At 34.4% G+C, this 12,570-nt stretch carries 12 protein-coding genes; 6 read left to right on the top strand and 6 right to left on the bottom strand.

The genetic code is table 11. The annotated features are described in order from the left end of the window. The first annotated feature begins 165 nt into the window (after nucleotides 1-165). The 4 genes from AC07XU_RS06495 to AC07XU_RS06480 all read left to right on the top strand — a co-directional run bounded on the left by AC07XU_RS06495 (nucleotide 166) and on the right by AC07XU_RS06480 (nucleotide 4,538). On the top strand, nucleotides 166-1,446 hold the full coding sequence (locus AC07XU_RS06495) for a replication-associated recombination protein A (RefSeq protein WP_494942805.1): 1,281 nt from the start codon (nucleotides 166-168) through the stop codon (nucleotides 1,444-1,446). 1 nt (nucleotide 1,447) lies between these two features. Continuing rightward, on the top strand, nucleotides 1,448-2,920 hold the full coding sequence (locus tag AC07XU_RS06490) for a DUF5687 family protein (protein ID WP_494942804.1): 1,473 nt from the start codon (nucleotides 1,448-1,450) through the stop codon (nucleotides 2,918-2,920). A 1-nt stretch (nucleotide 2,921) separates the two neighbouring features. Further along, nucleotides 2,922-3,620, top strand: a complete 699-nt coding sequence (locus AC07XU_RS06485; RefSeq protein WP_494942803.1) for an ABC transporter ATP-binding protein — start codon at nucleotides 2,922-2,924, stop codon at nucleotides 3,618-3,620. Nucleotides 3,621-3,857: 237 nt separating this feature from the next. Beyond that, on the top strand, nucleotides 3,858-4,538 hold the full coding sequence (locus tag AC07XU_RS06480; RefSeq protein WP_494942802.1) for a YiaD family glycine zipper/OmpA-like lipoprotein: 681 nt from the start codon (nucleotides 3,858-3,860) through the stop codon (nucleotides 4,536-4,538). 304 nt (nucleotides 4,539-4,842) lie between these two features. On the opposite strand, the gene AC07XU_RS06475 is transcribed toward AC07XU_RS06480, so the two are convergent. After that, nucleotides 4,843-5,187 (bottom strand): hypothetical protein, encoded by a 345-nt coding sequence (locus AC07XU_RS06475; RefSeq protein ID WP_494942801.1) that lies wholly within the window; start codon nucleotides 5,185-5,187, stop codon nucleotides 4,843-4,845. Between the two features lie 66 nt (nucleotides 5,188-5,253). On the opposite strand from AC07XU_RS06475, the gene AC07XU_RS06470 reads away from it, so the two are divergent. Then, complete coding sequence (locus tag AC07XU_RS06470) at nucleotides 5,254-6,270, top strand: Gfo/Idh/MocA family oxidoreductase (protein WP_494942800.1); 1,017 nt, start codon at nucleotides 5,254-5,256, stop codon at nucleotides 6,268-6,270. A 230-nt stretch (nucleotides 6,271-6,500) separates the two neighbouring features. On the opposite strand, the gene AC07XU_RS06465 is transcribed toward AC07XU_RS06470, so the two are convergent. Further along, nucleotides 6,501-7,490: an alpha/beta fold hydrolase gene (locus AC07XU_RS06465; protein ID WP_494942799.1), complete on the bottom strand. Its 990-nt coding sequence runs from the start codon at nucleotides 7,488-7,490 to the stop codon at nucleotides 6,501-6,503. Nucleotides 7,491-7,584: 94 nt separating this feature from the next. Between AC07XU_RS06465 and hutH the strand changes: the two genes are divergently transcribed. After that, nucleotides 7,585-9,072 (top strand): histidine ammonia-lyase, encoded by a 1,488-nt coding sequence (hutH, locus tag AC07XU_RS06460; protein ID WP_494942798.1) that lies wholly within the window; start codon nucleotides 7,585-7,587, stop codon nucleotides 9,070-9,072. A 233-nt stretch (nucleotides 9,073-9,305) separates the two neighbouring features. Here the strand turns inward: hutH and AC07XU_RS06455 are convergent, their stop codons facing one another. From AC07XU_RS06455 to AC07XU_RS06440, 4 genes are read right to left on the bottom strand one after another with little or no spacing between them, the layout of a single operon-like run. Next, nucleotides 9,306-10,145: a GIN domain-containing protein gene (locus tag AC07XU_RS06455; protein WP_494942797.1), complete on the bottom strand. Its 840-nt coding sequence runs from the start codon at nucleotides 10,143-10,145 to the stop codon at nucleotides 9,306-9,308. A 5-nt stretch (nucleotides 10,146-10,150) separates the two neighbouring features. Continuing rightward, a complete protein-coding gene (locus AC07XU_RS06450) occupies nucleotides 10,151-10,525 on the bottom strand; it encodes a GntR family transcriptional regulator (RefSeq protein ID WP_136875859.1) in 375 nt (124 codons plus the stop codon). A gap of 16 nt (nucleotides 10,526-10,541) precedes the next feature. Continuing rightward, nucleotides 10,542-11,318: a hypothetical protein gene (locus AC07XU_RS06445; RefSeq protein WP_494942796.1), complete on the bottom strand. Its 777-nt coding sequence runs from the start codon at nucleotides 11,316-11,318 to the stop codon at nucleotides 10,542-10,544. Nucleotides 11,319-11,330: 12 nt separating this feature from the next. After that, a complete protein-coding gene (locus tag AC07XU_RS06440; RefSeq protein WP_494942795.1) occupies nucleotides 11,331-12,158 on the bottom strand; it encodes an ABC transporter ATP-binding protein in 828 nt (275 codons plus the stop codon). Between the last annotated feature and the right edge of the window lie 412 nt (nucleotides 12,159-12,570).

Raw genomic sequence — 12,570 nt, 5'->3', positions numbered from 1 at the left:
CGAATTTAGGCAGAAGATTTTATTTTTTTCTTTTTGTCAGTATGAGAGTAGTAGAAGACTTTGTTTGAGCTTCGACTACACTCAGCATGACAGTTTTAAACTTGCCGCTATTTCTTTGCATTCTTAGCTTCTTTGCGGTTTCCCTAAAATCCCTATCTTTATCTTATGCAAAACCTACCGCCATTAGCAGAACGGATGCGCCCTCAAAATCTGGACGAATATGTTGGACAAAAGCATTTGGTTGGCCCAGATGCGGTTTTGCGCAAGGCGATTGAGAGTAGTCAGTTACCGTCAATGATATTTTGGGGCCCACCCGGAGTAGGCAAAACTACTTTAGCCACTATCATTTCTACGAATTTAGACAGACCATTTTTTAACTTAAGTGCCATAAATTCTGGTGTTAAGGATATTCGTGAGGTAATTGATAAAGCCGCCGCATTAAAAGACAGTTTTTTAGGCTTACCAATATTGTTTATCGATGAGATCCACCGTTTCAGCAAATCGCAGCAAGACAGCTTATTAGGTGCAGTAGAAAGAGGTTTAGTTACTTTAATTGGTGCGACTACAGAAAACCCAAGTTTCGAAGTCATTTCCGCTTTGCTATCGCGATGCCAAGTTTACATTTTACAGAATTTAACTGAAGATGAATTAGCGGGCTTATTACAAACTGCGATTGAAAAAGATGTTGTTTTAAAAGAGAAGCAAATAAAAATTAAGGAACACGAAGCATTAATTCGATTATCTGGCGGAGATGCTCGTAAGCTGTTAAATGTTTTAGAAATTGCTATAAATGGCATTGGTGGTAATAAAATTGAACTAACCAATGAGAATGTTCTCGCCCATGCACAGCAGAATTTAGCACTTTATGACAAAGCTGGAGAGCAGCATTATGATATCATTTCGGCATTTATAAAATCTATTCGCGGTAGCGACCCAAATGCAGCGGTTTATTGGTTAGCGAGGATGATTGAAGGTGGAGAAGACCCTTTATTTATTGCCCGAAGGTTGTTAATTTTAGCATCAGAGGATATAGGAAACGCCAATCCTAACGCGTTGTTATTAGCTAACAATTGTTTTACAGCGGTTAATGTAATCGGTTTTCCTGAATCTAGGATAATTCTTTCGCAATGCGTAACCTACTTGGCATCAAGCGTTAAGAGCAACGCAAGTTATGAGGCTATAAATAAAGCACAGGCTTTGGTGAAACAAACTGGCAATTTACCAGTCCCATTGCATATACGTAATGCGCCAACAAAGTTGATGAAAAACATAGGCTATGGAAAAGATTACCAATATGCGCATGGATATGAGGGTAATTTCTCTGAACAGGAATATTTTCCTGAGGGTTTAGGTGGCACGAAACTATATGATCCGGGTAAAAATCCGGCAGAGGATAAATTAAGAGAAAAATTGAAACAGAATTGGAAAAACAAATACAATTATTAATATGCTAAGTACATTTTTAAGTCACCAATGGAAAGATTTTTGGCGAAGCCGGAACAAAGCGGGTAGCATAGTTGCACAGCTTGTCCTCGGATTTTTTATGCTCTACTTTTTGGTAGTGGCCATTGCAGTTGGATTTGGAATGCCCTTTATGATCGATAAATTTTTTCCCGGTAGAGATGTAGTTCAAATTTTTAATGGTTTTATTCTGTATTATTTTCTTTTCGATTTAGCCATAAGAACACAAATGCAAGATTTACCTACGTTAAGTATTGTACCTTACTTACACTTAAAGATCAAAAAAAGCACCCTTGTTAATTTCCTTAACATCAAATCGTTATTTACGTTTTTTAACTTTTTACCATTATTTATCTTTATTCCTTTTAGTATTATTAAAATAGGCGGTACATATGGTGCTTTAACAAGTTTAATGTATGTTGTCTCCATAATTTCACTCACCGTATTTAACAATTATTTGGTGCTTTACTTAAAGCGCAAGGCTATCAATAATATCGCGTATTTTGCCAGCATTATTGGTTTTGTAGCCATTTTTGCAGCATTAGATTATTACAATATTGTTTCTGTTAGAGCTGCCTCTAACTATATTTTTATGGCAGTTGTAAAATTACCTTTATTAGGTTTAGTTTTTACGATTGCAGCCTTAGCCATTTTCTACATCAACTCCATTTATCTTCGCTCTAACCTATATACCGAAGAGTTAAGCACTAAAGATGATAAAAAAGTAAGTACAGATTATGCGTTTTTAAATCGTTTTGGTAAAGTTGGAGAGTTGGCTGCATTAGAATTAAAATTAATTTTAAGGCACAAACGTTCTCGTGGTTCGGTAGTGATGGGCTTTATGTTTTTATTTTATGGGCTCTTCTTTTACCGCATGCCTTTAATAAATGGTAACCAGTTTGGCATGATGCTTTTTGCAGCAGTTTTTATGACAGGTATAACGGTAATTACTTATGGTCAGTTCATGTTTGCTTGGCAGAGTACCCACTTTGATGGTTTGTTAATTAACAAAATAGATATTAAAAATTTCATTAAAGCTAAATTCTTACTCTTTACAATCAGCTGTACAATCATTACCTTGTTAGCAAGTTTTTATGGTTTTATGAGCTATAAATTGTTGCTTTTGCACTTGGCTGCCTATTTATATAACATCGGCTTTGCCACAGTAATTGTACTTTATTTTGCCACCATGAATTACAAACGACTGGACATTACCAAAAGCGCTAGTTTCAATTGGCAAGGAGTTGGAGCCACACAGTGGATTTTAGGTTTCCCATTATTATTGATTCCATTTGCGATTTACTTACCATTTACCTTTTTAGATAAACCTTATTGGGGTTTAACAGCACTTGGCGCCTTTGGTTTAATAACCTTGTTGATGAGAAATTTCTGGATAGATTTAATTGTTAAAAAATTTGAAAAACAACGATATAAAATAGCCGAAGGCTTTAGAGAATAATATGATGTTAGCATTTAAAGAACTAAAAAAATCATACGCGGGCAGAACCGTTGTAGATATCAAAGACCTAAAGATTGAAGCTGGTGAAACCATTGGCTTAGTGGGCAATAATGGTGCTGGTAAAACCACCATGTTTAGAATGTTATTAGATCTAATTAGGCCAGATAGTGGCGAAATTTTATCTAAAGATGTGAATGTTGCAGGCAGCAGCGAGTGGAAAAATTATACTGCTTCATATTTAGATGAAGGTTTTTTGATTGATTACCTTACGCCAGAAGAGTATTTTATTTTTATTGGCAGCTTAAATAATTTAAGCATAGCTGATGTAAATGAATACTTAAAACAGTACGAAGAATTTTTTAATGGAGAAATTCTAAATAGAGGCAAATACATTCGCGATTTTAGTAAGGGTAACCAAAACAAAGTGGGTATTGCTGCAGCGCTAATGCAAAAGCCAGAGTTATTGGTATTAGATGAACCTTTTGCAAACTTAGATCCAACTACTCAGATTAGGTTAAAATCTCATATTAAATCTTTGAAATCATCTCAGCGTTTAACAACATTAATTTCTAGTCATGATTTAAATCACGTAACCGATGTTTGTGATAGAATTATATTGCTTGAAAAAGGTATAGTGATTAAAGATTTTTATACTGATGAAAATTCGTTAAAAGAATTAGAAGCCTATTTTTCTGAGTAAACTTTCATACTCGGCTCTTCCCTAGTAGAAGTATTAAAAGATAAATGTATAGAATTATGGTCAATGAGGTACCCAAATTGTGGTATCTGATTGACCATTTTTAATTTAAAGCAGATAAATCTTTTAATTTAAAAGTAGGAATAGAGCTCTGAAAGGCTAATTATTTTTAATTATGATCAATTGTAACAATTGGCACTACGTTTGAATACAGGTAAACATTAACTAAATAAGAATAAAATGATGACTTCAAAAATTAAAATAGCAACGTTAAGTATAGCTTTATCGGTAGGTGCAATGACTTTTACTGGTTGCGATAGTTTAACTAATACACAAAAAGGAGCTGGAATTGGTGCTGCAGCAGGTGGCGTAATTGGTGGTTTAATTGGCAAAAAAGCTGGAAACACAGCAGTTGGTGCTATTTTGGGCGCAGCAGTTGGTGGTACAGCAGGTGGTTTTATCGGTAAACGTATGGATAAACAAGCTGCAGAAATTCAAACTGCGATTCCTAATGCTGAAGTTATCCGCGAAGGTGAAGGTATCATTGTAAAATTTGATAGTGGTATTCTTTTCGACTTCGATAAGTTTGCATTAAAAGATGCTGCTAAAACAAACATTCAATCTTTAGCAAGTTCATTAAATCAATATCCAGGAACTGACATTAAAGTTATTGGACATACTGATAGCCGCGGTACTGAGCAATATAACATGGGCTTATCTGAAAAAAGAGCTGCTGCTGTAAAAGCTTACGCAGTTTCTCAAGGTGTACCTGCATCTCGTTTAATTACTATTGGTAAAGGTTTTGCTGAGCCAATTGGCGATAATGCTACTGATGCTGGTAGAGCAGAAAACAGAAGAGTTGAGATTGTTATCGTTGCAAACGATCAATTGAAAAAAGAAGCTGCCACACAAGGCAAATAATAAAAATTTATATCTACCTATATAAATAACAAATCCTGTTGCATTAATTTGCTTCAGGGTTTTTTTTTTATAAAGTAATCACAATGGAAAAAACACAAGTTGTATTTGGTGAGTATACGCGATGATAATAATTGAAGTGTTATTAATATCTTGTTATAACAAAGTGATAAAGTTGATGCTGACATAAATTCAGCATGACAAAGCACCCACATCTTGGTCACCCTGAATTTATTTCAGACTCTGCTCAGCTGAAATCTATTCCAAAAATCTAAAATAGATTATAAATCGAGAGATAATAGATTAATTATGAATAGATATCTTCGAAATAAGTTATTGCTAAACCTTTAAGCAGCAACTCTTGCTCCATTAAGGCATATGATGGAACTGGTTTTACCAGTTTCCAATGTGGCCAACCATCTTGGTCTAATCCTTCCAATTCGTAAAAACCCATTTCGCTTAACAAACGACAAGTGGCAATGTGCATCAACTCCTCTTTTTGCCTTTTACTATATTTACCAGGGCCTTTACCAAGCTCTTGAACACCAATTAAAAACAGAATAACCTTTAAATCTGGCGTATCAGAATCAAATTCTTGAGAAATTTTTGTCTGTAGTTCTTTCCATTTGGCATGTATTTCTGCTGGCTTCATAATACAAATATAGTTTTATGACAAAGAGTTTAACGCACATATAAGTCAAATTTTTAGCTTTGTGATATGGAACCTCAAATAAACACTGGAATATTGGCCTATGGCATGTCGGGCAAAGTTTTTCACGCACCATTTATTGCTACACACCCCGGCTTTAATTTAAAAGGGATTGTAGAAAGGACTAAAAAGCTGGCTAAAAATGATTATCCGCATATTATAAGCTACAACAGTGTTGACGAATTGATTGCAGACGATAGTATAGATTTGGTGATCATCAACACCCCAAACAATACCCATTATGAATATGCCAAGCAAGCTTTAAATGCAGGTAAACATATTTTAGTAGAGAAACCATTTACTGCAACAACGAAACAAGCTAAAGAACTATTTGCATTAGCAAAAAGTGTTGGCAAAAAAGCGTTAGTTTATCAAAACAGGAGATATGATAGCGGTTTTAATGCGACTAAAAAGGTAATTGAAAGTGGACAATTGGGCAAACTAGTTGAAGTTCATTTCCGTTACGATCGATACAGAAATGAGATTGGTGTAAAAGCTTTTAAAGAAGAATTAGTTGAAGCCACGGGCTTACAGTATGATTTGGGCCCACATCTGTTAGACCAAGCAATAGCACTTTTTGGCAAGCCTTTAAAATTCAATAAAATATTGAGCAAAAATCGTGTTAACACAAAAGTGGATGATTATTTTGCCATTCAATTAAGTTACCCAAATGAATTGACTGTTTTTTTAACGGCGAGTATGTTGGTAGCTGATGTTAAAGATGCTTTTGTAGTGAATGGGATGATGGGTTCGTTTAGCAAAAACCATGCTGATGTTCAAGAAGCTCAACTCCTAAAAAACATGAAACCAACAGATGAAGGTTATGGCATTGAAAATCCAGCGGATTCTGGAAAATTGACATTGGTTACTGAAGATGGCGGTAGGGTTACTCAATTAGTAGAATCTGAAAAAGGCAATTATCCAGCAATTTTTGAAGCGGTTTATCAAAATATAGTGAATGATATTCAATATCCGATAACCGAAGATGATATTTTAACACAATTGGAGATTTTGGAAAATAATTAAATTACAACAAATAAGAGTCATCCTGAGCTTGTCGAAGTATTAATAATGAAAGTCTTCCAGCACACTCAAAATGACGGCAACGAAAAAAAGTTCCGTACAATAAAATTTTCTTTTAAAAAAGTAACTTTTGACGTCTCGTCATGCTCAGCTCGACTGGGCATCTTAAAGCGGAAGTAGGCTAACGTTTTATAGCATAACGATTCACGTTTATACGCGAATTACCACCGATATTACAACAAACTGCCTTTCAACAAAATCAAAAATTCTGTAGGGTTTTCAATATGCGGGATATGTCCGATACCCTCCAATTCAATTAATTTAGCACCATAAATCTTGGCGGCAGTTTGTTTACCCAATAATTGGTATTGCCCATGTATAGCTTGCTGATCTGGTGTTAACAAACCCTTACCAACAATCGTTCTATCTTCTGTACCGATAAACAAAACAGTTGGCACTTTAATATTCTGAAATTCATATACTACAGGCTGCTCATAAATCATGGTAAAGGTCATGGCCGCCACTTTTGCATAACGTGGAAAATCTGCACTAAAAGTTACCCCAGCTGCAATTCTTACCAACTCATCGTATGCTGTTTTCCACACTGTGAAATAAGAACTTTGATAATATTTTTGAATACTTTCTGCTGTAGCTTTTAACTCTGTTTGATACTGCTGCTGCGTATTTACATATGGCACAAAAGTTTTGTAATCTTCTAAACCTATCGGATTTTCTAACAGCAATTTTTCTGTTTTTTCTGGATAAAGCAAAGCGAAACGTGTAGCCAACATTCCACCCATTGAATGCCCTAAAACAGCTGCCTTTTGCACGCCCAAAGTATCTAATAGCTTTTTATTCCATGTAGCTAATTGATGGAAACTGTAATGTATAAATGGTTTTGATGATTTACCAAAACCAATCTGATCTGGCACAATTACCCGATAACCATCGGCAGAAAGTGATTTAATCACTTCCGACCAATAATAACCTCCAAAGTTTTTGCCATGAAATAACATTACCGTTTTGCCATTATTTTTTGCGATTGGCTTTACATCCATATAGGCCATTCTAATATCCTCACCGTCGGCTACTAAATTTAAAAACTGAACTGGATAGGCATACTTTACATTTTCTAAAGTAATAGATAGTGTATCTATTTGTTGTGCCTTTAATGCAAATTGGAAGGCAAATAAAGCAAAAACTAAAACAATATATTTCGTCATTATTAAATCGGATAGTGAACATTACAAACAATCGTTACAACTGATTGTGTTAAATTTGAGCATTATTTATACTTTTGGAGACCAAATATATCTTATGAAAGACTATCAAATTGGTTCTTACCAATTATCACTTAGTGTAATTAAGCAAATTATAACAGAGAAAAAACAACTTTCTTTATCTACACTAGCTATTGAACGCATTATAAAGTGCCGAAAGTATTTAGATGATAAATTAAGTGAAAATGAAAACCCGATTTACGGTATTAATACTGGCTTTGGCTATCTACAGCATGTAAAAATTGAAGCAGAAAATTTGAGCCAGCTGCAGCATAACTTATTGTTATCGCACGCATGTGGAACAGGAAATGAGGTGCCAAAAGAGATTGTAAAGCTGATGATTTTGTTGAAGATCCAATCATTAAGTTATGGCCATTCTGCAATTGCTTTAAGCACAGTAGAACGATTAATCGAATTTTATAACCTTGATATTTTGCCGGTAATTTACATACAGGGTTCTTTAGGTGCGTCTGGAGATTTGGCTCCTTTAGCTCACTTAGCTTTACCGCTAATTGGCAAAGGAGAAGTTTGGTACGAAAACAAAAAAATCAGCAGTGCTAAATTGTACGAAATATTAAATTGGCAACCTTTAACCTTAAAAAGTAAAGAAGGTTTGGCCTTAATTAATGGCACACAGTTTATGAGCGCTTATGGAACTTACTGTTTGTTAAAAGCACAACAATTTTCGGCATGGGCCGATGCAATTTCAGCCATTTCAATAGATGCTTTTGATTGTAGGATTGACCCATTTTTACCATTAAGTCATGCGATTAGACCACATACAGGCCAAATTGATACCGCAGCTAAGGTTTTTGATTGGCTAAAAGGAAGTGAATTAATGGAGAGAAAAGGGAAACAAACTCAAGATCCATATTCTTTTAGATGCGTACCACAAGTGCATGGCGCCAGCAAAGATAGCATCAACTATATCAAATCGGTTTTTGAGATAGAAATGAATGCTGTTACTGATAATCCAAATGTTTTCCCAGATGAGGATTTGATTATCTCTGCAGGTAATTTTCACGGACAACCATTGGCAATAACCTTAGATTTTTTGTGTATTGCATTGGCCGAATTGGGTTCTATTTCAGAAAGAAGAACTTTTCAATTGATTTCTGGAACAAGAGGTTTGCCTCCGTTTTTAGTGAAAAATGCAGGCTTAAATTCTGGCTTAATGATTACGCAATATACCGCAGCTTCTATTGCAAGTGAGAATAAGCAGTTGTGTACGCCAGCATCTGTAGATAGCATTGTAAGTAGCAACGGACAAGAAGATCATGTAAGCATGGGGGCAAATGCAGCTACTAAATGTTTACGCATTTGCGATAATGTAGAACGAATTTTAGCGATTGAGTTATTAACTGCAGCCCAAGCATTAGATTTACGTAAACCAGAGCAATCATCACCTTTGATAGAAAATTTAATTGCCGATTACCGAAAGGTAGTTTCATTTAATGATGCGGATCGGATTTTATCAAAGGACATTAAAGCAAGCATTGAATTTATCCGAAATACGGAGATTTAAATAATCATTAGGCTAAAGTATAGAGAACATCTATATAGATTAATCATTGAGAAAACTCAATTAAAAATTAGACAAATGAGTGCAATTATTATTAAGTAAATCATTTTGAATTATTTTTAGTGATCGTCATTGCGAAGCCAATTTTTCATTAGCTGTGGCAATCTCCTTATTAAAGTTTATTTTGCATCAAGCAGGAGATTGCTTCACTGCGTTCGCAATGACGAGTTAACTTATTACTTCTTATACATTTGGTTTAAATTTACTGCTGGCATTTGCACTTTGGTCTGGTCAGAGAAACTACCTGAGCATTTATCTATAGCAATATTTTCAACTTTAAAGTTTGCATCACCTTTGGTATTTATCACTAATTTTTTGATGCTGTATTTTGCTTCTTCTTTATCTGAGCCGAATAATTCTACTTCAGAATCTGACGTAATACTTAGGTTTTCAAATGAAGCAAATGAAGAATATAGCGGAGTTTTAGCTAAAGTAAAAGTCACGTTTTTTATGTCTTTATCTATGTTAATCAGCTTTACATCTGTGGCATTTACATTTATGCTACTCACTTGCATATCTGAAGAAAAATTAACCCTACCTGATTTCGAAACATTAAAATTTAATGAATCTTGGTTTGCTCTTAATTCAACTCCATCGGCTTTTGCTACAGCTATATTATTAATTTTTGGCGCATAAATTATAATCCAACCATAGTTATTGTCATCATTTTTTTTATCTGCAGCGCTGATCTGTAACGTTCCATTCTCATCAACATTAAAAGTAAATGTGTTTTTTAAATTCTCCTGCACTTTTACACCGTAATCTTTGTCCTCAACTAAACGGATATTTAAAAAATAACCTTTAGCATCTTGTACGTTAACCGCATTAAAAGATTTAGAAATTGGTGTACTTAAAAGATTTTCAGAAGGTGATTTAAATGTGTTATTCTCATAAGCAACACGGTTAACATCTTTGCTATCTTTATAATATACTTTAGAAGTGTAAACCATGCCCAAAATTGGGATTAAAATAAGCGCTGCTGCAAAGCTTATTAATATTTTATTACTTGTCTTCATTTTCTTTAAGGATTAAAATTTTCTTTAACAAACGTGTTGTAACGAGCTTCCAGTTCATCAAACTTGATGTTTAATAAATACACATTTCTAAAAACTACGGGTAGCTCATCATCCATAAATTGTGTTTTTCGGTAAGCTTTTACCTGTGTTATGGCATCATCCGCAACAAAAAAACCGATCCCTCTTTTATTGGTAATGATGTTTTTATTTTGCAACAGTTCGTAAGTACGCATCACTGTGTTGGGGTTTACTTCTAATTCAACTGCCAATTCCCTTACCGATGGCACTTTATCGTCGGTTTTCCATTTGCCAAGCAAAATATGCTCGCAAACGTACTCAGCTATTTGAAGGTATATTGCCTTATTGTCTCTAAATTCCATATCTATACCAATTAAATTAAACTTCCTTTTCTTTAAGGCGAACGTAAGTAATTGTCCAAAAAACAATTGTTAGCGCCATTAATAAAAGAAAAATATACACTCCAACATTATCCTTAGTATTGCTATTCATGTTCATACTAACTGTAGAAACCTTATTGCTAAATAAAGTATCACCAGCTTTATAAATAAGATAAGCCCATAAACCAGAAAAGATCATTACTGAAATTGCAGTTTTAATGTAGTGGAACTTATTAAAGTAAATAGACCCCAATAAAAATATGCTTGTAAATAATAAAGGTGTAGCATATAATGGAAGGAAACTTGTGCCACTATTATTTTTTTCGAAAAAATACAAAGCTGTTAAATTTGAGTTTTCTGAAAGGGTTTTAACCTTTGCTACAAAGGCTAAATCTGTAAGATAAAAAATAGCAATAAAACATATTGTACTCAGCAATCCAGCAAAGAACACACCTGTTAAAAATTTCTCAAAAGTTGATGCCGGTATCAGCAAATCAATAATCGCCTTTGGTTTTTGACCTAAATGGGCAAAATAGTTACTTGCAATTATCGTTATAAATAGAAAGCCAAAGATCAAAAATAATGGCTCTCTAAAACTGAATGATCTTGCTGTAAAAGCATATTCACCGGTAAATACACCTACCAAAGCGAAACCATAAAAAGCAATAATTACACCTGCAGCAACGCCTAATGTAATTAAGTAAATTTTGCCAAATTCTAGCCATTGTCTCTTTAACAAAAGCCCAAAACGTTGTATAGTATATGTGTTGTTCATGTTTGTTTAGGTTTAGTTAAAAATTGGTTTTAGTTTATTTTTTTCTGCCAACACTGCGTTAAACAACAACTCTAAATCTAGCTTGCTATCTTCCTGATGAAAATTTGGCATCACTGCGTTGTAACCCGCCATACTTGGCTCTGCATAAATTATAGTGTCATCCATTTCTTTAACACGTTTAAAGCAAAGTTTATTGGTAATTTCTTCTACTGATGCTTTTAAGGCAATGCTATTTTCATCTACCATAATTACCGTATCAATTAAATTATCTAAATCTCTAACCTGATGTGTTGAAATGATAATGCATCGATCTTCTGTTAATGCAGAAGCCATAATTTTACGAAACTGTGCTTTCGATGGAATATCTAATCCATTGGTTGGCTCATCCATAATAATCAATTTGGCATTAGTTGCTAAGCCAAAGGCGATGATTAATTTTTTCTTCTGCCCATAACTCATGTTTATCAACTTCTGCCCTACCGGGATATCAAATTCCGCTAGTAGCGTGCTAAAATAAGCATGATCAAAGTGGTGATAAAAAGCTGCATTTGCTTTTACATAAGCATCAATTTTAACCGATGGCAAATAAAACTCTTCGGGGATAAAACAGATTTGCTGCAATAAAGCGGGTTGGCGTTTGGCAGGATTATAGCCCAAAACATCTAATGTTCCACTTTGTGCATAAACCAAACCCGCCAAATTTTTTAACAAGGTTGATTTACCAGCACCGTTTTTACCTAATAAACCATAAATGTGACCATTGCTCAATTGCATGCTCAAGTTTTTGAATAACAATTTGTGCTTGTTGTATCCAAAATTTAGGTCGTTAATTTTAATCATTAGCTACTGTATTAGTTAAATAATACACTAAAGTATGGTAGATTTTTTAAACCTCCAAATTATTTGTGATTTATTTTTTGCTTGATGGTTGATAGTTAAGGTAAAATAGGTATTGAATTTTGATAGAAACAATAAGCGACATAATTATTTTGAAAAGCATGTGCAGTAATTCTTAGGAAATTGTTGTCCCGTTTTCCGTTACAATTCCCGATGAAAAATCGGGAGATTTCCACTTCAACCGGGTTTAAGAACAAAAGTTTATACTCCTATTTATGGCTAGGCATAAAGCAGCTGCAAATAGGAGTAATTACCCAAGTTTTATAAACGGGATCGCAGCGAAAATCCTTTTACTAGATGTCCGCCACGGCGGACATTTAGGGTAAAAGATTGAAGTGCAGAGCCCGACTAACGT

The organism is Pedobacter sp. GW456-11-11-14-TSB4 (assembly GCF_059424425.1).
The sequence above is the reverse complement of the archived record's forward strand: the minus strand, read 5'-3'. Positions and strand labels throughout refer to the sequence as shown.